Genomic DNA, 21757 nt, shown 5'->3' with positions numbered 1-21757 from the left:
CATAAATCCATAGGCCAAAAATGAATAACGACAAACGCCCTCTGTATATTTCATATGCTGGGCCTGCTCTATTGAGCACACCTCTACTAAATAAAGGTAGCGGTTTCTCAGCGGAAGAACGTGCACAGTTCAATCTAGAAGGGCTACTGCCTGAAACAACCGAAACAATACAGGAACAAGTGGTTCGTGCCTACCAGCAATATTGTAGCTTTGACAACGATATGGATAAGCACATCTATCTGCGCAACATTCAAGACACAAACGAGACGCTCTTTTACCGCTTAGTGCAAAACCACATTTCAGAGATGATGCCAATCATCTACACGCCGACCGTTGGCGCTGCATGTGAAAATTTCTCTAATATCTATCGTCGTGGTCGTGGCCTATTCATTTCTTACTCTAACCGTGATCGTATTGATGACCTACTTAACAACGCTGCAAACCACAACGTGAAAGTCATCGTTGTTACCGATGGTGAACGTATCCTAGGTTTGGGCGACCAAGGCATCGGCGGTATGGGTATTCCAATCGGTAAACTATCTCTGTACACAGCTTGTGGCGGTATCAGTCCGGCTTACACTTTGCCGATCGTGCTTGATGTGGGTACGAACAATCCACAACGTTTAGCAGACCCTATGTACATGGGTTGGCGTCATCCTCGTATTACGGGTGCGGAATACGATCAGTTTGTCGACGAGTTCATTCAGGCTGTTCAACACCGCTGGCCTGATGCGCTTATCCAGTTTGAAGATTTTGCGCAGAAAAACGCGATGCCTCTGCTTGAGCGTTATAAAAATCGTATCTGCTGCTTCAATGATGATATTCAAGGTACTGCGGCCATTACTGTTGGTTCTCTGCTAGCGGCTTGTAAAGCGGCTGGAACACAACTATGTGAACAACGTATCACTTTCCTTGGCGCAGGTTCTGCCGGTTGTGGCATCGCGGAAGCCATCATTGCTCAAATGGTTTCTGAAGGTATTTCCGATCAGCAAGCTCGTTCACAAGTTTACATGGTGGACCGTTGGGGCCTACTGGAAGAAGGTATGCCTAATCTGCTGGACTTCCAACAACGACTTGTTCAGAAAAAATCAAACACTAAAGACTGGGTTTCAGAAAACAACGGCTATTCATTACTTGAAGTGGTTCGTAATGCTAAGCCAACTGTTCTTGTTGGTGTTTCTGGCGCACCAGGCTTGTTCAGTGAAGAAGTGATTAAAGAGATGCACCTTCACTGCCCTCGTCCGATTGTGTTCCCGCTTTCGAATCCAACAAGCCGCGTAGAAGCGACACCAAACGACATTATTCGTTGGACAAATGGTGAAGCCCTAGTAGCAACAGGTAGCCCATTTGATCCTGTGGTTCATGAAGGTAAAACTTACCCAATTGCACAGTGTAACAACAGCTACATCTTCCCAGGTATTGGTCTTGGTGTTCTTGCTGTGGGCGCAAAACGTGTAACAGATGCAATGCTGATGGAATCAAGCCGTGCGTTAGCAACGTGTTCACCGCTAGCGATTAATGGTCATGGTCCATTGCTACCGCCTTTGGAAGCTATCCATTCTGTATCGAAGAAAATTGCCTTTGCGGTGGCGAAAAAAGCCATTGAGCAAGGTGTAGCACTAGAAATTACGGATGAAGCTCTAGAACTGGCTATCGAAAACCATTTCTGGCAACCAACATACCGCCGCTACAAGCGCACTGCGTTCTAATTCGACAGACCTAAGCCCCCACAAACCCAAATGCGGGGGCTTTTTGTATAACACAACCATTCACCCAATAAATAATCTTCTGTTTGGTAAATACCTATGTTAAGTTTCTTCGCACCTGCCGGACATTATATTGCCCCGTATCTGAGTGACATTTCCGTTGCCTTAATCGCCTGCTTACTGGTGATGCTCGGTGGTGAGATTAATGCTTTATTACGCCGTGTTATGCGTAATCAGCACTTTATTTTTAGAACTGTCGCCTTTATCTTAGTCAATGCGTTTGGTTACGGATTAATCATCATCAAAGCTAGCCCTTACTTAACTCGGACACTCGCAAACTTAGAACAGGGCATGATGTTTTGTTTAGTCACAGGCAGTTTCGTTGTAATTGGATTATGGGCTCAAAAACATCGTCACATCTAAAATCGAATTCGCTCAGTATGCGCATGCGTAAATGTAAAAACGATAAGTTTAAAGGCATGTCGTTACTTAAGCGTGGTCTACGACTTCTCTCTGTCTTGATTATCTTAAGCGCACTCTCCATTTATGGAATCGATCGCTGGGTAAGCTTGAGAAGTGAAGACCATATCATCAGCGATATCACACAGGTTCCTGAATTTCAGGTAGCTGTGGTTTTGGGCACCAGTAAGTATCTAGGCAAAACGCTTAACGAGTACTATTCACACCGTATCAATGCAGCTATCTCACTCTATGATATGGGTAAAGTAAATCGCTTCTTACTCAGTGGCGACAATGCGCACCGTTCCTACAATGAACCTTGGACAATGAAACGGGATTTGCTCAAAGCGGGTATACCTGATGGCAGTATTTTCTTGGATTACGCTGGGTTTAGAACCTTAGATTCCATAGTTCGCGCAAAACGTATTTTTGATACGGATAATTTCTTGATTATCACACAACGCTTCCATTGTGAGCGTGCTCTGTTTATAGCTCAGTATCACGACATCAATGCCACCTGCCTTGCAGTGTCAGACCCTGTTAATCATTCTGGAATTAAGACTCGTACTCGAGAAGTCTTTGCGCGCACCAAAGCATTTTTCGATCTCTACATTTTCAACACTCAACCTAAGTTCTTAGGCCCTAAAGAACCAATTATTATTGAGTCAGAGCCAACCACTGAATTAGAAGAAGCAACGACAAATTCTGAAAAGACCACAGACTCAACACCACAAGATCAGATGGTTGAAGAACAGACAGAACACCCGACACACAACGACTCGCAATAGCTTTTAGCTGACAATTCTTGGTTTTTTCCCGCCATTATTTATTGTTGCCACTTTTTTTGTTACAGTTGGCGCAAACTAATAAAACACGAGTAATGTCATGTCTGTCATCGCATCGGGCGTATTAAACAAAATGCGCGCTCAACTGGGCGAAAATGTCCACTATCAATTGCCTGTCGGCGAAGGTTTTGTCGACCTGAATCCGTTCATCAATAAACCCATCACGCTAAAGCACACTGGCAATATTTTCTGTTGTTCATGCGGTAAGAAAACCAAAAAAAGCTATTCGCAAGGTCATTGCTATGTGTGTATGACTAAACTGGCGAGCTGCGACATGTGTATTATGAAGCCGGAAACTTGCCATTTTGATCAAGGCACCTGCCGTGAACCAGATTGGGCACAAGACCATTGCATGGTTGACCATTATGTTTACTTATCAAACACGTCAAGCATAAAGGTGGGCATCACGCGCCATACGCAAATTCCAACCCGCTGGATAGATCAAGGGGCGACTCAAGGCCTGCCTATCTATAAGGTTAAAACTCGCCACATCTCTGGCTTGGTTGAAGTAGAACTGGCTAAGCACATCGCCGACAAAACAAACTGGCGTACACTCTTAAAAGGCAATGGTGCCCCGCTCCCTTTAGAGGAACAGTTTGCTAAGCTGCGTCCGCTGGTTGAAGAAAAGCTCGCAGAGATTAAACAGCGATTCGGTGACGATGCCGTCGAAGAGGTCAACGCTCAAATCACCGAGATTCAATACCCTGTAGAAGTGTTTCCAAGCAAGATCACCTCGCATAACTTTGATAAAGAACCGGTTGTTCGCGGCGTACTGCAAGGTATAAAGGGCCAGTACCTCATTTTGGATACGGGTGTTATCAACATTCGTAAGTTCACCTCTTATGAAGTCGAAGTGAGCGCAGAATAAACTCTCTTTATAAAGAAGAAGGGCTCGGTATAGCACCGAGCCCTTCTTCTTTAGACTTTGTTATTCAGAACCTACAAGCTAGAAAGCACTTTAAACAGCTCATCTATTTCACTTTTGGTGTTGTTGTGCATAAAACCTATACGAATCACACCACCATTTTGTTCCAATCCAAGCTGACGAACCAACCCGAGAGCATAGAAGTGTCCGTTCCAGACACAGATGTTGTGCTCACCTAAGGTTTTTGCGACAAATTCCGGCGGGAAGTGGTTCATTCGAATCGCAAATGTTGGGGTGCGTTTCTCACTATCCGAACACGGTAAACCATAAAGTGTTACGCCATGAAGTTGGCTTAATTTTTCCAGAAAGTAAGCACTTAATTGTTGTTCATGGTGATTATACTGCTCAAAGCTCGTGACCAACCGCTGGCGCAAACTGTCCTCGGGGTTTCCCCATTGGGCGAGATATTCAATCGCCGCAATCACACCCGCTAAACCTTCAAAGCTTTGCGTACCCGTTTCATAACGACCCGGACCAATATTGGTTGCCGGTTCAACCTTATAAGGCTTCAATGCATGCAACCAGTGAGGCGCAACATAAGCCATGCCCACGTGTGGGCCGAAGAACTTATAGGCGGAACATGCAAGAAAATCACACCCCAACTGCTGAACATCAATCAGGTGATGCGGTGCATAGTGAACAGCATCAACATAGACGATAGCGCCATAGCGATGCGCTTCATCGACAATTCGTTTCACATCAACAATTGAGCCAGTGGTATTCGATGCATAAGTCACCGCCACCAGCTTAGTTTTAGAGTTGATTAAAGACAGTAAGTGTTCGGTATCCAAAGTGCAGTCTGTGATATCCACTTGTGCCTGATGAACAACAACTCCTTTGTCCTGTGCTGCTTGTTGCCAACTTGAAACATTCGAGTAATGGTCAAGCGACGTCACTATGATTTCATCACCTTCATTCCACTCTCGACTGATGGCTCGGCTAAGCTGAAAAGTCAGTGACGTCATGTTTGCGCCAAACACAATGTTGCCTGAAGACTCTGCATTTAAAAGTGCCTGAGCATGTTCGCGAGCCTGTTGCATCAAATCGGTGGTAATTCGGCTGGAAAAATAGTGTCCACCCAAATTGGAATTGTAGTGACCAAGGTAGTGCGACATCTGGTCAATCACAGATTGCGGTACCTGAGAACCACCCGGCCCATCAAAGAAAATCACAGGTTTGTCGTTATGCATTTGTGAGAGAGCAGAAAACTGCCCTCTCACTGTTTCTAAACTGAATGCATTAAGATTGGAGGGCATTCTTTGCTCCTTTCGCGGTTAATACGAATACGTCCATATGCCCTTCTTCACCATGTTCAACTGAACGAATCGGACGAGCGTTATGCCAAAGTATGTTATCTGCCAGCATCGCAACTTCACCGTTATCTAGCACTTTGCGGAAAAACGGTGCGTCATGGCAGTCTTGATAAAGCATGATTTCCCCGCCCACAATGTTGTGTCGGTCGATACCAATAATGGCGATATGGTCAAAGCCATCTTGATGAACACCTTCAGGTGCGACTTGGGTTTCATCGAAGATGGCCGCAATACGCATCTGGTGGATTTCGATTTCTTGACCGTCTGGAAGTTCATTGCTGCTGACAAACAGCTCGCACATTTCTCTCATACCTTCACTTCTCAAAGTCGAGGATAAGATCGGTTCAAAATGACGAACGACATTGCCTTGGAAATGGTTAATGTCGTCGGATTGCATAAAGTCGTGCTTATCCGTCGGGAGCACTTTGCCTTCGATAAACCGAACCACAGAGTAGCGACGTAGTCGATACTGTCCGTCAGCATGATCAGTACGTGGCAAGTTAACAAAAGATGGCGCAAGCTGGGATAAAGCGTTTTGACTCAATTGAGTTATATGTAGGGTATTTAAGTGTGAGTGCAACATCATCGACTCCTTAATGAAGACACTTTTGTTATTATTATATTTAACAATTATTTTACATTTATAGTACGCATTAATTTGGTGAATTCCAGTTTTTACGGCAACAAAACCCACAAATTTAAACAAAAAAGAATAATAAACCAAAAATAATCAAAATTACGGTCCATTACTTCAACCCACAACCTTTAGGTAGGTGAAATTTGAACGCTTTCCCTTTAACTCACCTAATACACTGATTTAAATGTATTATTTTTTATTTCCCAAGAAAAATCCGCCTAGCTCGATTATTTAAAGGGGGAAGAATTTTTCGCTATGCAACAGGTCAAACAAAGAAAGGAAAGCCTAGTGTAAAAACACTAGCTTCAAGTCGATATCAAGTCATTTAGTGTCAGGCGAGATAAGTAAATAAGACCGAAAAAATCCCGGCCCTTTCACTTCAAGCTACCAATTTGATAAAAGCGTTAATGCCGTTTCGGCATGACAGGATTGAACAAAAATATGATCGTGATAAAAAGCGGCAATCACATTCGCGCTAATACCATGAGAAGCTAATTTGGTGGACACGGCAGCCGTTAAGCCCACAGCATCGAGACTGGAATGCACCGTTAAAGTGATTTGTCGGTATGTGTTTTCAAACTCGATGTGATTCTCCAAAGCCGTCTGTTTACGTATCACCAAACTTAAGCCTTCTTGTTCACAGAAAGCCGCAACAGGCTGCCAGTGCAGATACTCATCTACCTTGCCGGTTAATGTGCAAAACACAAATTCCCCTTCAACTAAATGTGGCTGCATTGAACTAAGTAGTTGTTGTAAGTCTGTTATTCCCGCCATTTTTGCTCCATTCTCCAGTGAACGGCTCAAATCCCTTTTAAAAACAAGGAATTCAACCCTATTTATAATTCTAAACTATAACCATTTATTCGGCTGTTTCTCCTTTTATTCCTAGTAATTTATCCCTACAATCGAGTTAACTTTTCGATCATTAAACGATTGGAGCAATAATGAGCGACGTTAAACATTGCAAACTTCTTATCTTAGGTTCGGGCCCTGCTGGCTATACCGCAGCGGTATATGCAGCGCGCGCGAATTTAAACCCAGTGTTAGTGACTGGCATGCAACAAGGCGGTCAGTTGACTACGACAACTGAAGTCGAAAACTGGCCGGGTGACGCTGAAGGTCTAACAGGCCCAGCACTAATGGAAAGAATGAAAGAACACGCAGAGCGATTTGAAACAGAGATCGTGTTCGACCACATCAACGAAGTGGATTTCAGCCAGCGTCCTTTCCGTCTAAAAGGCGATTCAGGCGAATACACCTGTGATGCGTTGATTATTTCAACTGGCGCATCAGCGAAATATCTCGGTCTGGATTCTGAAGAAGCCTTTAAAGGTCGTGGCGTATCGGCTTGCGCGACGTGTGACGGTTTCTTCTATCGTAACCAGAAAGTTGCGGTTGTCGGCGGTGGTAACACTGCGGTTGAAGAAGCGCTGTATCTATCAAACATTGCATCTGAAGTTCATCTGATTCACCGTCGTGATAGCTTCCGTGCAGAAAAGATCTTGATCAACCGTCTGATGGACAAAGTAGAGAACGGCAATATCGTTCTACACACCGATCGCACTCTTGATGAAGTCTTGGGTGATGAGATGGGTGTAACGGGTGTTCGCCTAAAAGATACGCAATCAGACAAAACTGAAGATTTGGAAGTGATGGGTGCATTCATCGCGATTGGTCACCAGCCGAATACAGCGATTTTTGAAGGCAAGCTTGAAATGAAAGACGGTTATATTATTGTGAAATCCGGTCTGGAAGGTAATGCCACTCAAACCAGCATCGAAGGTATCTTTGCTGCTGGTGACGTTATGGACCACAACTACCGTCAGGCGATTACTTCTGCCGGTACTGGTTGTATGGCTGCGTTAGACGCAGAACGCTATCTAGACAGCCTTAATGACAAATAAGCACACAATTAATTTGCATTATTAATAGCTAACTCATAAACCCAGCGGTATATCCGCTGGGTTTTCTTTTGTATACTACTCAGCCTCAACAAAACCCCAACTTATTGACGTAACAGCTCGGCGGCAAGTGAATAGGCTCCATTTATCACCAACCAATTGGTGATCGGAACTACTGAACACAGGCAGAACCGCTGTCACTCCATCAAGGAAGGGGATTACATAATAATTATGATTAAGCCTTTACATAATGGATAAGAAAAAACAACGTAGCTTGAACGCATGGCTCAAGCAGCAAAGTAAATTAGCCAAACGCTGGCTTATGATTGCTGTTGGGCTTGGGGTACTTTCGAGCCTATTTCTACTTGCCCAAGCGGCTCTACTCGCGACAATTTTGCATCAGCTGATTATCGAGCATGCAGACAAATACTCGCTAATACCTTACTTTTTGGGTTTAGTGGTGACTGTTGCTGCACGCGCTGGATGTACCTGGGGACGAGAGATCGCAGGCTTTAAAGCCGGTAAAGAAATCCGAATTTACATCCGCCAGCTAATCTTCGACAAACTGCGTGAGTTAGGCCCTGCTTATATCAAAGGCAAGCCTGCTGGGGCATGGGCGACGCTGACACTAGAGCAAGTTGAAAACATGCACGACTTCTTTGCTCGCTACTTACCGCAGATGTCGCTTTCCGTATTGATCCCGTTTGTCATTCTCATCGTAGTATTTCCAGTCAACTGGGCTGCTGGTTTGATATTCTTGATCACAGCTCCCCTCGTTCCGTTATTTATGGCGCTAGTTGGTATTAAAGCCGCTGACGCAGGCAGAAAAAACTTTAAAGCACTGCAACGTCTTTCTGGTCACTTCTATGACCGCTTACAGTCAATGACGACGATTCGTCTGTTTGACCGTACAGCAGCAGAAACAGAGCATATGCGCGGTGCATCTGAAGTATTCCGTAAGCGGACTATGGATGTTTTACGCATAGCATTCTTATCTTCCGCCGTACTTGAGTTCTTTACGTCGATTTCAATTGCGATTACTGCGGTTTACTTCGGTTTCAGCTTTATCGGCGAATTAGAATTTGGTTACTACGGCGCAGGCGTCACCTTGTTCTCCGGTTTGTTTATTCTTATTCTCGCTCCAGAGTTTTATCAGCCACTACGTGAGCTGGGCACTTATTATCATGCGAAACAGCAAGCGGTGGGTGCTGCTGAAAGTATTGTTGAGTTCCTACAAACCGATGTGAGCAAAGTGGCTTCGGGTTCAACGCCTCTTCCGACGAATCATCAATCGACCAATGATTCTGTTGAGATCGTTGCTCGTGATTTGGAAGTTCTGAGCCCTGAAGGTAAACGCTTAGTTGGCCCTGTTTCTTTCACTTTGAACAACCATGAAACCACAGCATTAGTTGGCCCAAGCGGCGCAGGTAAAACCAGCCTGATAAATGCCATTTTAGGGTTTATGCCATATCAAGGCAGTTTGACGATTAATGGCATCGAGCTCAGTCAACTCGATCATACAAGTTGGCGCAAAGCGATAAGCTGGGTTGGTCAAAACCCGTTACTGGTACACGGTACAATTCGTGACAACGTAACTCTAGGTAAGAACGATATTACTGACCAAGCCGTTCAAGAAGTGCTCGATAATGCTTATGCTTCAGAGTTTGTTAACAAGCATGGTTTGGATTATATGATCAGTGATCGCTCTGGTGGCTTGTCTGTAGGTCAGGCACAACGCTTAGCCTTAGCCCGTGCGATGCTACAAAAAGGCCGTTTCTGGTTACTGGATGAACCAACCGCGAGTTTAGATGCACGCAGCGAACAGTTGGTCATGCAAGGTCTTAATACTCAAATTGCAAACAAAACAGCACTGCTTGTCACTCACCAACTACTCCCGTTGAAATCCGTCAATCAAATCCTCGTCATGCGCGATGGCTTGCTTGAGCAATCCGGAGATTTCAATACGCTCAGCCAACAACAAGGTCTTTTTGCCTCAATGTTAGCGTCCAATCAAGCCGTTCAAAAAGCTGATAAGGGGAATTTAGATGCGTGATTTACTGCCATACTTAAAACTGTATAAAAAGCACTGGTTTGGTTTGTCTCTCGGGATGTTGCTGGCATTTCTAACCCTGTTAGCATCAATTGGCTTACTTACCCTTTCAGGATGGTTCCTCTCTGCCGCTGCGGTTGCTGGCTTAACGATTGCCCGTGAAACGTTCAACTATATGTTGCCGGGTGCATTCGTTCGCGGCTTTGCCATGGGGCGTACGGCGGGACGCTGGGGCGAGCGAGTCGTAAGCCATAACGCCACGTTCAAACTGCTGACTGACTTGCGAATTTTCTTTTTTGAAAAACTCGCACCTATGATTCCAGGCCGAATCTCAAACCTGCGTGATGCAGACCTTTTAAACCGTCTTGTTGCCGATATCGATGCAATGGACCATGTTTACTTACGCCTTATCAGCCCCGTAACCGTTGGTGTGCTCGGTATTGCTGCAATTACTGCCCTACTTTGCTGGTTTGATTCAAGCTTAGGATTAGTACTGGGTTCCGTACTCTTTGTGCTACTGCTGCTTTGGCCGGTTATGTTCTACAAGCTTGGCAAGCGTAACGGTGCTGAACTTACCCAAAATAAAGCAGATATGCGTATTGCAACCATGGACTGGCTGCAAGGCTATAGCGAACTAACTATCTTTGGTGCGGAATCTCATTACCGCGAAGCCATTTACACCGCGCAAGAAAAATTGCTGACTAATCAGAAAATCAATGCGAGCTTTACTGGTTTAGCCCAAGCCCTTCTGTTATTGGCAAATGGCTGGACACTGGTTCTGATGCTGTGGCTAGCGGCTGACGGTGTTAACGGTCAGGCACCTGACCCTATGATCGCTCTGATGATCTTCGCAACCATGGCAAGCTTTGAGCTACTCATGCCAATAGCGGGAGCATTCCAACATTTAGGCCAAACACTGACTTCTGCCCGTCGTTTGAATGAAGTCATACTTAGTGAGCCTGATGTTGTATTCCCTACACAAAATGCACCACATTCAGGTGAGTTTTCAGTAGAATTCGACGGTGTGTCGTTCCAATACCCAGACAGCGAACAGCAAGTGCTGAACAATGTCCGAGTTTCGGTGCCAGCAGGCCACAAACTTGCTATTGTTGGTCAAACAGGTTCGGGGAAATCAACGCTGATCCAATTGCTCTGCCGTTACTGGGATACTAACCAAGGTGAGATTAAAATCGCCGAAACGCCTCTGAAAAACTGGAGTGAAAGTGACCTGCGCGCATCAATGAGTGTCGTCAGCCAACGTGTCGACATCTTGAATGGCTCCTTGCGAGATAACCTACTAATGGCAAAACCGCAAGCTACGGACGAAGAGTTGTGCGCAATTCTCGAACGAGTGGGATTACAAAAGCTACTTGAAGCTCCGGGATTAGATACGTGGCTGGGAGATGGCGGACGTCAGCTTTCAGGTGGTGAGAAACGCCGTATTGGCATCTCGCGCGCTATTTTGCATAACGCCCCTATCCTATTGCTGGATGAACCAACCGAAGGTTTGGATAAACAAACAGAACAGCAAATCATGGATCTGTTTAAGTCTCATTTCTCAGGTAAAACGGTCATCTTCATTACGCACCGTCTAGTCAATTTAGATCAAATGGATGCGATATGTTTGATTGAACAAGGTGAAGTAGTCGAGCATGGTAACCATGAAGCGTTACTAGCACAGCAAGGTCGCTATTATCAGCTGACTCAGACCCTATAAAAGACAAAGTCCTTTAGTTTGCTAAAGGGCTTTTTATTCTCTTCTCCAGCCAGCGAAAAGATACCGGCTTCAGATACAAAAAATCCCAAGCTAAGCTCGGGATTTTTCAAATTAGAGAGTCTGATAAATTCAGGTTACTTACGCGTACGAGGCGTATTCTTTTGCGCTGGTCTTCCGCCTGTTCTGCCTTTGCCACCTGCTTGGCCTTTACCAGCAGCTGTACCCGCTTTTGCGCGAGAACCGTGCTCACCAGATGATGGCTTGTTTGTCGCTGCTGTTGGCTTGCGGCGGCCTTTCGGTGCCGGTGCTGTGACGCGCTCTTCATGGCGGCGTACTGCACGACGAATTTTCTGACTACGAGAACGCTCACGCTTGCGAGAAGTGTTGTCTTTAGACACATCAAGCATCGTTTCGTCTTCTGGACGTAGATCAACTAGCTCACGCAGGTAGTTTACTTGCTTAAGGTCTAGTTCCATCCAACCGCCACGAGGCAATTTCTTATCTAGGAAGATATCACCATAACGTACACGTTTAAGACGGCTAACTGTGGTCTCTTGAGATTCCCAAAGACGACGAACTTCGCGGTTACGACCTTCGTTAATAACAACGTAGAAGGTGTGGTTCATACCTTCACCACCAGCGTAAACCACGTCTTCGAAACGTGCTAAACCGTCATCAAGTTGAACACCACGAACAAGGTTACGTACTTTATCTTCAGTTACTTCACCGAAAACACGCACTAAATATTCACGTTCCACTTGACGGCTTGGGTGCATCAAACGGTTGGCCAACTCACCATCAGTAGTGAACAGAAGCAGACCTGAAGTGTTTGCATCCAGACGACCTACTGAAATCCAGCGCGAACCGCGAATTTTCGGTAGACGATCAAAAACCGTACGGCGACCATCAGGGTCATGACGAGTACATAACTCACCTTCTGGTTTGTAATACGCAAGTACGCGACATACAACTTCTTCTTGTGCTTTTGCAGATACGGTATGCCCGTCAATACGTACAACAGCGCTTTCATCTTCTAAGCGCTCACCCAACGCAGCTACCTTGCCATTAACACTAACACGACCCGCTCTAATCAGAGCTTCTAACTCACGACGAGAACCATGACCGGCGCGTGCTAAAACCTTTTGTAACTTTTCGCTCATTTATCTACCTTTGTGTCGTCTTCTCAGACGTCGAAATATTAGTATGCGATCTGACTTCAGTACCAGTTTTTCTGGCAAAAATCGCGGTCGCGTATTATTACAGATTACACCGACAAAAGCACCCAGTTTATCCCCAAACTAAGTAGAGATTTCACAAGGCAAACCTGAGTGGACGCGAGCGTGAACAAAAAAGAAACTTGTCTCGTTTCACCGCTTATTCGAACGGTATTGGATCACCCGAACCAACACGAACAACTTGTGGCTCATCATCGCTGAAATCAATCACTGTTGTCGGCTGTTCACCCAAAAATCCACCATTGAGAATCACATCTACCGCGTGTTCAAGACGATCACGAATTTCTTCAGGATCCGATTCCGTCGTCTCATTGCCCGGTAAAATAAGTGAAGTCGACATCAAAGGCTCGCCCAATGCTTCAAGCAGATCCAACGCGATTTTGTTGTCCGGAATACGGATACCAATAGTTTTACGCTTAGGGTTCATTAAACGACGCGGTACCTCTTTCGTACCTTTAAAAATAAAGGTGTAAGGCCCTGGCGTATTGTTCTTCAATAAACGGAAAGCCGTATTATCCACGCGAGCATAAAGTGAAATCTCAGACAAGTCGCGGCACAGCAATGTGAAATTGTGCTTGTCGTCTAAACGACGAATCTGACAAATACGCTCTAATGCCTGTTTATTTTCTAACTGGCAGCCTAATGCATAACCGGAATCAGTTGGGTAAACAATCACACCACCATTACGAATAATAGCAACCGCTTGATTGATTAAACGCGCTTGTGGGTTTTCTGGATGAACATAAAAAAACTGGCTCATTATTATTCCTCTTTACCTAGGGTCTCTTGCCCTAGTCTCTCAGCTGTGTCTTTAGAGAGTATTTCCCAGTCTTTCCAGACTGGTTCCACGCCAGAAGGCAGCCATAAATTTCGCCCTAACTCCATCCACGGAGACGGGTAATGAAAGTCACTGCCTTGAGAAGCTAATAGGTTGTATTGTATAGCATAATCAGCCAAAGTGCGCCTTTCTTGTGGCGCTTGTTGAGGTTGAGCAACTTCCATTGCGTCACCACCGGCTTCTACAAACGCAGCAATTAAGCGCTTAAGCCACTTAGCCGTCAAGTTATATCGAGCCGGATGAGCAAGCACCGCCAGCCCTCCGGCGGCATGAATCGCGTTAACCGCATCCGCCATTGAGCACCAGTTGGGTGGTACATAGCCCGGATTATCGCGCGTTAAAAATTTCTTAAAGACCTGCTGAAGATTTTTCGCATAACCCGCATCCACTAGCCATTTAGCAAAATGGGCACGCGTGATCGGTGCATCGCCTGCGATCGCTTTGACTTCCTCAAGTACGCCTTCTCGGGTTGATTTCTCTAATCGATGAGCAATCAGCTCCGCACGTCCGACTCGGTGTGCTTTCTGTTGCTCAATTAGACCTTGCAGATGTGGATTCAATGGATCGATATTTAAACCAACAATATGAATGTCTTTGTTCTGCCAAACCGTTGAGATTTCAATACCATTGATAAGCGTAATCGGATGCTGTTTCTCTTCAATATAAGCGCGTGCTGGTGCTAACGCCTCAATGGTGTCGTGATCTGTAATCGCAAGAACATCAACATTAAACCCGATAGCGCGTTCAATCAGTTCTTCGTGAGACATGCGGCCATCAGACGCTGTCGTGTGACTATGTAAGTCTATTTTCATATTTTTTAATTTTGCCTGTTTTTAAGGCTTGACTTTCACCTCTCGCACTAGTTTACTAGTACACAAATACGAGAGCACAAATTAAGGCTTGCTATGTTACAAGAAATCAACACAAACCCATATTCTAATTTAAGCACAGCTTCTGCTGAGCTTAATATTAATTGGTGGCGTATGTGGTCAGATTCATGGCGGGCAAACGTGCACTTCTAATTCAGAGAAACGCATTCATAAAGCCCGCAATTAGCGGGCTTTTATTTTATCAGTTGACATATCACATCCTCTACTTTCAACTGGTTAGAGAACAAATTCAGACGATTTAATAAGGAGGTCTTGTGAACAAGGCCATTGAAATTAAAAAACTTGCACAGTTAGAAGTCATCAAGACCTCTATCCCTTATACGCAAGATCCTACAGCACTATTTCACGCACTGTGCGAAGGCAAAACAGACTGTTTATTGCTTGAGTCTGCTGAAATTGATTCAAAACAGAACCTCAAAAGCTTGCTGCTGATTGACGCCGCCGTACGAATCACTTGTTTAGGTCATAAAGTGACTTTTCAAGCTTTAACCGACAATGGCATGCAGTTGGTTGAAATTTTAAAGCAGAACATTGTTGATGCCATTCCAGCTACACTGGAAGGCTCGCTTCTTACTCTGAACTTTGAAGCGCCGTGCGATACGCTAGATGAAGATTCGCGTTTAAAAGAAGCGTCTTCATTCGACGCATTACGCCTTGTTCAGCACAGCTTTGATCTCAGCAAACAAGACAAACACGCCATTTTCATTGGTGGTTTATTTGCTTATGACCTAGTTGCCAACTTTGAACCACTTGGTGATGCAATACAAAGTAACCAATGCCCTGATTACGTTTTTTATGTGGCAGAGACATTAATGGTAGTCGACCACCAGACTGAGACTTGTCAACTTCAAGCAACCGCATTCTCACGCACCACAGAAACACATACAGCTCTCATCAGTCGTCTTGCTGTTATTACTGAGCAAGCTGCGATTCCTCAATTGCAGCCACAAGCTGAAAAAGTCGCAGACGTATCGGTTAACACTAACATCAGCGATGAAGAGTTTTGCTCCATAGTTCGAGACTTGAAAGACTACGTCGTGAAAGGCGACATCTTCCAGGTGGTACCGTCTCGCCGCTTTACACTTCCTTGCCCTTCTCCACTTGCAGCGTATGAGCAGCTCAAAAAGAGCAACCCTAGCCCTTACATGTTTTACATGCAGGACGAGCGTTTCACTCTGTTCGGAGCTTCACCTGAAAGTGCTCTGAAGTACGAGAAAGAAACCAACCAAATTGAAATCTACCCTATTGCGGGAACTCGTCGTCGTGGCAAACGCGCTGATGGCAGTATTGATTTTGATTTGGACAGCCGTATCGAACTGGAACTGCGTCTGGATAAAAAGGAAAACGCGGAACACATGATGTTGGTGGATTTGGCACGTAACGATGTGGCTCGTATCTCCCAAGCGGGTACTCGCCATGTGGCCGACTTACTTAAAGTAGACCGTTACAGCCATGTGATGCACTTAGTTTCTCGCGTGGTTGGTCAGCTTCGTCAGGACTTAGATGCTCTGCACGCTTACCAAGCATGTATGAACATGGGCACGCTGACCGGTGCGCCAAAAATCCGCGCTATGCAGCTGATTCGTAACGTAGAGAAAGAACGTCGTGGTAGTTACGGTGGCGCGGTGGGTTACCTGACCGGTGAAGGCGATTTGGATACTTGTATCGTGATTCGCTCTGCTTATGTGGAAAACGGTATCGCTCAAGTTCAAGCCGGTGCTGGCGTGGTCTTCGACTCCGATCCACAAGCAGAAGCAGATGAAACACGCGGTAAAGCTCAAGCCGTCATTTCAGCGATTCAACACGCTCACCAAGCGCAATCTTCTTTAAATAAAGCGTAAGTAGGAGGAGTAACTCATGGCGAATATCGTATTCATCGACAACTTTGATTCATTCACCTACAACTTGGTTGATCAGTTCCGTTCATTGGGTCATCAGGTCACGATTTACCGTAACCATATTGCGGCAGACACCATTCAAAATGCAGTGGAAGCCCTAGAGCAGCCAGTTATCGTTTTATCGCCAGGTCCGGGCGCGCCTTCTGAAGCCGGCGTCATGCCAGAAATTCTAAAACGTCTGAAAGGTAAAGTGCCTATGATTGGTATCTGCCTTGGTCATCAGGCGATTGTTGAAGCTTATGGCGGTACGGTTGCCGGCGCTGGTGAAATCGTTCACGGCAAAGTATCCATGATGGAACATCAAAACCACGCGCTTTACCAAGGACTACCGTCGCCACTGGCAATTGCTCGTTATCACTCACTGGTCGCGACGCATGTGAGCGAAGAGTTAACCGTAACCGCTGAAGTTGATGGATTAGTGATGTCGGTTGTGCATGAACAAGACCATGTGTGTGGATTCCAATTTCACCCAGAATCCATCATGACTACGCAGGGAGCAACACTGTTAGAAAACGCGATTGATTGGGCGCTCAGTTAACTATCTCAAGCGCATTCAACGAAAAAGATTAGAGCCCAACAAGACAGTGGCGAAAAGGATAAGGAATAGAAACATGCAAAACATCATCAACAAACTTTACGAGCAACAGTCACTAAGCCAAAGCGAAAGCCAAGAGTTGTTCGACCATATCATCCGTGGCGAAATGGACCCGATTCTGATGTCTGCGGTACTGACAGCTTTGAAAATTAAAGGCGAAACGCCGGATGAAATTGCTGGTGCAGCCAAAGCTTTGCTGGCGAACGCCAATCCTTTCCCGCGCCCGGATTATGACTTCGCTGACATTGTTGGTACTGGTGGCGATGGTTCCAATACCATCAATATCTCAACCACTTCAGCATTTGTTGCAGCCGCGTGTGGCGTAAAAGTCGCAAAACACGGTAACCGTGGCGTTTCTAGCAAATCCGGTTCTTCTGATCTTCTCGATTCATTCGGTATCAACCTAGCAATGAGTGCTGAAGACACTCGTCAAGCACTGGACGATTTGGGTGTCGCTTTCTTGTTTGCACCTCAGTATCACGGTGGTGTTCGCCATGCGATGCCTGTGCGTCAAACCATGAAAACTCGCACCATATTCAACATTTTAGGTCCACTGATTAACCCTGCGAGACCCAATATCGAATTAATGGGTGTTTATAGTTTAGATTTGGTTCGTCCTATTGCGGAAACCATGTTACAAATGGGTCTCAAAAGAGCCGCTGTAGTTCATGGCTCAGGATTAGATGAAGTGGCTGTACATGGTGAAACCCATGTTGCAGAGATCAAAGACGGTAAGATTGTTGAATACACTCTGACACCGCAAGATTTTGGATTAGAGACTTACCCGCTAGACGCAATCAAAGGTGGGGAGCCTGAAGAAAACCGCGCCATCATCACTGATATCCTCAATGGCAAAGGAACGCCTGCACAACTCGCTGCTGTTGCTGTCAACGTTGCTCTTCTTTTACGACTATTTGGGAAAGAAGACCTCAAAGCGAACGCGGCGCAAGCCATTGACGTTATGAACTCAGGTAAAGCTTACGAATTAGTTCAACAATTAGCGAATCGAGGTTAACGTCGACATGTCTAACGAAACCAACGTCAGTAACGAACTTCTTGCTAACGAGAAAGCTGAGAGCGGACAACCACAACAACTCTCTGAACATATTTCCGTTGAAAATACGAAAATGGCGCAAGTGTTAGCCAAAATAGTCAAAGACAAAGCGGTATGGGTTGAAGAACGCCAAAAAGAGCAGCCTCTTGAGAGCTTTAAAAATCTTCTGACCACATCTGATCGCGATTTCTATCAAGCTTTAGGTCATCAAAATTCGGACAACGGCAAAACGGCTTTCATTCTGGAATGCAAAAAAGCATCGCCATCAAAAGGTTTGATTCGTCAGCATTTTGATTTGGATTACATCGCATCGGTGTACAACCAGTACGCGAACGCAATTTCCGTTCTGACAGACGAAAAATACTTTCAGGGTAACTTTGAGTTTCTGCCACGTATTCGCTCTCAGGTAACACAGCCTGTACTGTGCAAAGACTTTATGATCAGCCCTTATCAGGTTTATCTCGCTCGTCATTACGGCGCAGACGCGATTCTGCTGATGCTTTCTGTGCTCAATGATGAGCAATATAAAGAACTGGCTGCTGTGGCTCATGAACTCGGTATGGGCATTCTGACTGAGACCAGCAACGAAGAAGAAATTCACAGAGCCGTTGCGCTTGAAGCAAAAGTGATAGGAATTAACAACCGCAACTTACGCGACCTATCAACCGACCTTAACCGTACGAAAGAACTCGCACCGCTGCTGCCAGAAGGTACAACGGTTATCTCGGAGTCTGGTATTTACACCCACCAGCAGGTGCGTGACTTGGTGCCATACGCAAGCGGCTTTTTGATTGGCAGCGCGTTAATGGCGCAGGAAAACCTCGAATTGGCGGTACGTAAAGTGGTTCTGGGCGAAAACAAAGTATGCGGACTGACTCACCCTGATGATGCAGTGAAAGCCTACCAAGCAGGCGCGGTATTTGGTGGTCTGATTTTTGTTCCTAAATCAAAACGCTATGTTGATACAGAAGCAGCACGTTTAACCATGGCTGGTGCACCTTTGCAATATGTGGGTGTATTTCAGAATCACTCAGTGAAAGAAGTGGCAGACACCGCCGTTCAGCTCGGGTTATTCGCAGTGCAATTACACGGTGATGAATCGCAAGCATTTATTGATGAACTGAGAAGTGCTCTGCCTGAACAGGTAGAAATCTGGAAAGCCTACGGGGTAACAGACCAATTGCCTGCATTTATTGAAAACCATGTCGACCGCCATTTACTGGATGCCAAAGTTGGCACACAAAGCGGTGGCACCGGAACTTCATTTGATTGGTCATTACTGGCAAACGCACCGGTTTCCAATGTCATGCTGGCGGGCGGACTGTCTCCAGAGAATGCACAACATGCGGCAACACTAGGATGTATGGGATTAGACCTCAACTCAGGTGTTGAATCCGAACCCGGTAAAAAAGACGCAGCAAAGTTGAAGCAAGCCTTCAGTGCGATTAGAAATTACTAAATTTTAGAAAATACGAACACATCGATGACTATTATCGTATCCCCGAATATACAAACGGGGATCGCAATTAAGGGATAATGAACATGGCAAAACTTAACGCCTATTTTGGAGAGTACGGTGGTCAGTACGTACCTCAGATTTTAGTACCCGCTCTAGACCAGCTAGAACAAGCTTTTATTGATGCTCAAGAAGACCCAGAGTTCCGTTCGGAATTTATGACTCTGCTACAGGAGTACGCTGGACGCCCTACAGCATTGACGCTAACGCGCAACATCACCAAAGGCACAAAAACTAAACTGTATTTGAAACGTGAAGATTTGCTTCACGGTGGCGCGCATAAAACCAACCAAGTTCTTGGTCAGGCACTATTAGCAAAACGTATGGGCAAAACCGAAATCATCGCTGAAACCGGCGCTGGTCAACATGGTGTAGCAACGGCTCTGGCTTGTGCACTGTTAGATTTGAAATGCCGCGTATACATGGGTGCAAAAGATGTTGAGCGCCAAAGCCCGAACGTATTCCGCATGCGCTTAATGGGTGCAGAAGTAATCCCTGTACACTCTGGTTCAGCGACCTTAAAAGATGCTTGTAACGAAGCAATGCGTGACTGGTCTGCAAGTTATGAAAACACCCACTACTTATTAGGCACTGCTGCGGGTCCTCACCCATTCCCGACCATTGTTCGTGAATTCCAGCACATCATTGGTGAAGAGACTAAGAATCAAATTTTAGCTCGTGAAGGTCGTTTACCAGATGCGGTGATTGCTTGTGTCGGCGGCGGTTCTAACGCTATCGGCATGTTCGCTGATTTCATCGAAGAAGAATCGGTTCGTCTCATAGGCGTAGAGCCTGCGGGTAAAGGTATTGATACCGACCAACACGGTGCGCCTTTAAAACATGGTAAGACAGGCATCTACTTAGGTATGAAAGCACCATTGATGCAAGATGAATACGGACAGGTTGAAGAGTCTTACTCAATTTCTGCGGGTCTGGACTTCCCTTCTGTGGGTCCACAACATGCTTATCTGAACTCGATTGGCCGTGCAGAATACGACAGCATCACCGACGATGAAGCACTGGACGCTTTCCAACTGCTTGCTCGTAAAGAAGGCATCATTCCTGCGCTTGAATCTTCACATGCATTAGCGCACGCATTGAAAATGGCGTTTGCTGAACCAGAAAAAGAGCAGTTATTAGTGGTTAACCTATCTGGCCGTGGAGACAAAGATATCTTCACCGTGGACAAAATTTTACAAGATAAAGGAGTGCTGTAATGGATCGTTATCAATCTCTTTTTCAGCGCTTAGCTGAGCAAAAACAAGGCGCATTTGTTCCATTTGTAACGATTGGGGACCCTTCTCCTGAGCTTTCTCTGCAAATTATGCAGACATTAATTGATGCTGGCGCAGATGCTCTTGAGCTCGGTTTCCCGTTCTCAGATCCGTTGGCAGATGGTCCAACGATTCAAGGAGCAAACAATCGCGCCCTTCAGGCGAGTACTACTCCGGATATCTGTTTTGACCTTATCAAGCAAATCCGTGTTAAGAACCCAGACACGCCAATCGGTTTGTTAATGTACGCGAACTTGGTGTTCTCTCGCGGTATTGAAAACTTCTATCAACGTTGTCAGGAAGCAGGTGTTGATTCAGTGCTGGTCGCTGATGTACCAACCACAGAAAGCGCTGAATTCGTTGCGGCTGCGGAAAAGTTCGGCATCAAGCCTATTTTCATTGCACCACCAACGGCCAGTGATGAAACGCTGAAATCTGTCGCGTCATTGAGCAAAGGCTATACTTATCTGCTTTCTCGTGCGGGTGTGACTGGTGCGGAAACAAAAGCCAATATGCCAGTGCATGAGCTGTTAGAGCGTTTAAATCAGTTTGATGCACCACCAGCACTTCTTGGTTTTGGTATTTCCCAACCGGAACAGGTAAAACAAGCTATTGCGGCTGGCGCGGCTGGCGCGATCTCCGGTTCTGCTGTAGTGAAGATTATCGAAACAAACCAAAACGACCCTGAAGCGCTGCTGAAATCATTAGCTGGTTTTATAACACCAATGAAACAAGCGACCATAAAATAGTTCCAATAGGTAGGGTTTGGTGACCCTACCACCTACTTCTAATGATCAATTTTAAACTGGCAATTTTATAGCTATTCAAGGCTAGTCAGTTTAAGAATTGATCATTTTTTTAACATTTCACCGACTATTTCGTTCAAAATATCCCTCACTCCGCC

The 21757-nt window shown here is 45.5% G+C and carries 19 protein-coding genes; 13 read left to right on the top strand and 6 right to left on the bottom strand.

The features are described 5' to 3' along the window. Positions 1-20 precede the first annotated feature (20 nt). From P4S58_RS05360 to P4S58_RS05345, 4 genes are all read left to right on the top strand, one after another. The gene (locus P4S58_RS05360; protein ID WP_042488360.1) at positions 21-1709 is read left to right on the top strand and encodes an NAD-dependent malic enzyme; all 1689 of its coding nucleotides are present in this window, start codon (positions 21-23) and stop codon (positions 1707-1709) included. Between the two features lie 96 nt (positions 1710-1805). After that, on the top strand, positions 1806-2129 hold the full coding sequence (locus P4S58_RS05355) for a DUF3392 domain-containing protein (protein WP_042488356.1): 324 nt from the start codon (positions 1806-1808) through the stop codon (positions 2127-2129). Continuing rightward, positions 2102-2953 (top strand): SanA/YdcF family protein, encoded by an 852-nt coding sequence (locus P4S58_RS05350; protein ID WP_373279137.1) that lies wholly within the window; start codon positions 2102-2104, stop codon positions 2951-2953. Before P4S58_RS05355 ends, P4S58_RS05350 begins: the two co-directional genes overlap by 28 nt. Positions 2954-3050: 97 nt before the next feature. Next, positions 3051-3878 (top strand): DUF2797 domain-containing protein, encoded by an 828-nt coding sequence (locus P4S58_RS05345; RefSeq protein ID WP_102964375.1) that lies wholly within the window; start codon positions 3051-3053, stop codon positions 3876-3878. A gap of 71 nt (positions 3879-3949) precedes the next feature. Here P4S58_RS05345 and P4S58_RS05340 read toward each other — a convergent pair whose 3' ends face one another. The 3 genes from P4S58_RS05340 to P4S58_RS05330 all read right to left on the bottom strand — a co-directional run bounded on the left by P4S58_RS05340 (position 3950) and on the right by P4S58_RS05330 (position 6659). After that, positions 3950-5191 (bottom strand): cysteine desulfurase-like protein, encoded by a 1242-nt coding sequence (locus P4S58_RS05340; RefSeq protein WP_102968830.1) that lies wholly within the window; start codon positions 5189-5191, stop codon positions 3950-3952. Further along, positions 5175-5831 carry a 2OG-Fe dioxygenase family protein gene (locus P4S58_RS05335; RefSeq protein ID WP_180980186.1) on the bottom strand — a complete coding sequence of 219 codons (657 nt, stop codon included), beginning with the start codon at positions 5829-5831 and terminating at the stop codon, positions 5175-5177. Before P4S58_RS05335 ends, P4S58_RS05340 begins: the two co-directional genes overlap by 17 nt. Positions 5832-6269: 438 nt before the next feature. Next, positions 6270-6659, bottom strand: coding sequence for an ACT domain-containing protein (locus P4S58_RS05330; RefSeq protein ID WP_102964372.1), 390 nt, complete (start codon positions 6657-6659; stop codon positions 6270-6272). A 170-nt stretch (positions 6660-6829) separates the two neighbouring features. Between P4S58_RS05330 and trxB the strand changes: the two genes are divergently transcribed. The 3 genes from trxB (at position 6830) to cydC (ending at position 11553) form a co-directional block, all read left to right on the top strand. Then, positions 6830-7789: a thioredoxin-disulfide reductase gene (gene trxB, locus P4S58_RS05325; RefSeq protein WP_042488339.1), complete on the top strand. Its 960-nt coding sequence runs from the start codon at positions 6830-6832 to the stop codon at positions 7787-7789. A gap of 247 nt (positions 7790-8036) precedes the next feature. Then, complete coding sequence (gene cydD / locus P4S58_RS05320; RefSeq protein ID WP_102964371.1) at positions 8037-9839, top strand: heme ABC transporter permease/ATP-binding protein CydD; 1803 nt, start codon at positions 8037-8039, stop codon at positions 9837-9839. Then, the gene (cydC, locus tag P4S58_RS05315; RefSeq protein ID WP_102964370.1) at positions 9832-11553 is read left to right on the top strand and encodes a heme ABC transporter ATP-binding protein/permease CydC; all 1722 of its coding nucleotides are present in this window, start codon (positions 9832-9834) and stop codon (positions 11551-11553) included. The genes cydD and cydC overlap by 8 nt, the downstream gene beginning before the upstream one ends. A 134-nt stretch (positions 11554-11687) precedes the next feature. Here cydC and rluB read toward each other — a convergent pair whose 3' ends face one another. The 3 genes from rluB to rnm form a co-directional block, all read right to left on the bottom strand. Beyond that, positions 11688-12713, bottom strand: a complete 1026-nt coding sequence (rluB, locus tag P4S58_RS05310; protein ID WP_237292384.1) for a 23S rRNA pseudouridine(2605) synthase RluB — start codon at positions 12711-12713, stop codon at positions 11688-11690. Positions 12714-12927: 214 nt separating this feature from the next. Then, the gene (locus P4S58_RS05305; protein ID WP_042488330.1) at positions 12928-13548 is read right to left on the bottom strand and encodes an L-threonylcarbamoyladenylate synthase; all 621 of its coding nucleotides are present in this window, start codon (positions 13546-13548) and stop codon (positions 12928-12930) included. A gap of 2 nt (positions 13549-13550) precedes the next feature. After that, a complete protein-coding gene (gene rnm / locus P4S58_RS05300) occupies positions 13551-14438 on the bottom strand; it encodes an RNase RNM (protein WP_042488327.1) in 888 nt (295 codons plus the stop codon). A gap of 332 nt (positions 14439-14770) precedes the next feature. Between rnm and P4S58_RS05290 the strand changes: the two genes are divergently transcribed. The 6 genes from P4S58_RS05290 (at position 14771) to trpA (ending at position 21602) form a co-directional block, all read left to right on the top strand. Next, positions 14771-16357 carry an anthranilate synthase component 1 gene (locus tag P4S58_RS05290; RefSeq protein ID WP_102968829.1) on the top strand — a complete coding sequence of 529 codons (1587 nt, stop codon included), beginning with the start codon at positions 14771-14773 and terminating at the stop codon, positions 16355-16357. A gap of 16 nt (positions 16358-16373) precedes the next feature. Next, the gene (locus P4S58_RS05285) at positions 16374-16952 is read left to right on the top strand and encodes an aminodeoxychorismate/anthranilate synthase component II (RefSeq protein ID WP_102968828.1); all 579 of its coding nucleotides are present in this window, start codon (positions 16374-16376) and stop codon (positions 16950-16952) included. A gap of 73 nt (positions 16953-17025) precedes the next feature. Beyond that, positions 17026-18024: an anthranilate phosphoribosyltransferase gene (gene trpD, locus P4S58_RS05280; protein WP_042488317.1), complete on the top strand. Its 999-nt coding sequence runs from the start codon at positions 17026-17028 to the stop codon at positions 18022-18024. Positions 18025-18136: 112 nt separating this feature from the next. Beyond that, the gene (trpCF, locus tag P4S58_RS05275; protein ID WP_102968840.1) at positions 18137-19522 is read left to right on the top strand and encodes a bifunctional indole-3-glycerol-phosphate synthase TrpC/phosphoribosylanthranilate isomerase TrpF; all 1386 of its coding nucleotides are present in this window, start codon (positions 18137-18139) and stop codon (positions 19520-19522) included. Between the two features lie 83 nt (positions 19523-19605). Continuing rightward, on the top strand, positions 19606-20796 hold the full coding sequence (trpB, locus tag P4S58_RS05270) for a tryptophan synthase subunit beta (protein WP_042488314.1): 1191 nt from the start codon (positions 19606-19608) through the stop codon (positions 20794-20796). Continuing rightward, the gene (gene trpA, locus P4S58_RS05265) at positions 20796-21602 is read left to right on the top strand and encodes a tryptophan synthase subunit alpha (protein ID WP_102968827.1); all 807 of its coding nucleotides are present in this window, start codon (positions 20796-20798) and stop codon (positions 21600-21602) included. Before trpB ends, trpA begins: the two co-directional genes overlap by 1 nt. Positions 21603-21757 lie beyond the last annotated feature (155 nt).

This window comes from Vibrio sp. Hal054, assembly GCF_037162405.1.
Lineage (GTDB): Bacteria > Pseudomonadota > Gammaproteobacteria > Enterobacterales > Vibrionaceae > Vibrio > Vibrio diazotrophicus.
Note: the sequence above shows the minus strand (reverse complement) of the source record. Positions and strands in the feature narration are given on the sequence as shown.

Excerpts from the sequence above, each read along its gene's own strand:
- P4S58_RS05340 (WP_102968830.1), bottom strand. The coding sequence starts at position 5,191 with ATGCCCTCCAATCTTAATGCATTCAGTTTAGAAACAGTGAGAGGGCAG.
- P4S58_RS05285 (WP_102968828.1), top strand. The coding sequence starts at position 16,374 with ATGGCGAATATCGTATTCATCGACAACTTTGATTCATTCACCTACAAC.
- P4S58_RS05330 (WP_102964372.1), bottom strand. The coding sequence starts at position 6,659 with ATGGCGGGAATAACAGACTTACAACAACTACTTAGTTCAATGCAGCCA.
- P4S58_RS05355 (WP_042488356.1), top strand. The coding sequence starts at position 1,806 with ATGTTAAGTTTCTTCGCACCTGCCGGACATTATATTGCCCCGTATCTG.
- rnm (WP_042488327.1), bottom strand. The coding sequence starts at position 14,438 with ATGAAAATAGACTTACATAGTCACACGACAGCGTCTGATGGCCGCATG.
- trpA (WP_102968827.1), top strand. The coding sequence starts at position 20,796 with ATGGATCGTTATCAATCTCTTTTTCAGCGCTTAGCTGAGCAAAAACAA.
- rluB (WP_237292384.1), bottom strand. The coding sequence starts at position 12,713 with ATGAGCGAAAAGTTACAAAAGGTTTTAGCACGCGCCGGTCATGGTTCT.
- P4S58_RS05335 (WP_180980186.1), bottom strand. The coding sequence starts at position 5,831 with ATGTTGCACTCACACTTAAATACCCTACATATAACTCAATTGAGTCAA.
- cydC (WP_102964370.1), top strand. The coding sequence starts at position 9,832 with ATGCGTGATTTACTGCCATACTTAAAACTGTATAAAAAGCACTGGTTT.
- P4S58_RS05345 (WP_102964375.1), top strand. The coding sequence starts at position 3,051 with ATGTCTGTCATCGCATCGGGCGTATTAAACAAAATGCGCGCTCAACTG.
- trpD (WP_042488317.1), top strand. The coding sequence starts at position 17,026 with ATGCAAAACATCATCAACAAACTTTACGAGCAACAGTCACTAAGCCAA.
- trpCF (WP_102968840.1), top strand. The coding sequence starts at position 18,137 with ATGGCGCAAGTGTTAGCCAAAATAGTCAAAGACAAAGCGGTATGGGTT.
- trpB (WP_042488314.1), top strand. The coding sequence starts at position 19,606 with ATGGCAAAACTTAACGCCTATTTTGGAGAGTACGGTGGTCAGTACGTA.
- trxB (WP_042488339.1), top strand. The coding sequence starts at position 6,830 with ATGAGCGACGTTAAACATTGCAAACTTCTTATCTTAGGTTCGGGCCCT.
- P4S58_RS05360 (WP_042488360.1), top strand. The coding sequence starts at position 21 with ATGAATAACGACAAACGCCCTCTGTATATTTCATATGCTGGGCCTGCT.
- cydD (WP_102964371.1), top strand. The coding sequence starts at position 8,037 with ATGGATAAGAAAAAACAACGTAGCTTGAACGCATGGCTCAAGCAGCAA.
- P4S58_RS05350 (WP_373279137.1), top strand. The coding sequence starts at position 2,102 with ATGGGCTCAAAAACATCGTCACATCTAAAATCGAATTCGCTCAGTATG.
- P4S58_RS05305 (WP_042488330.1), bottom strand. The coding sequence starts at position 13,548 with ATGAGCCAGTTTTTTTATGTTCATCCAGAAAACCCACAAGCGCGTTTA.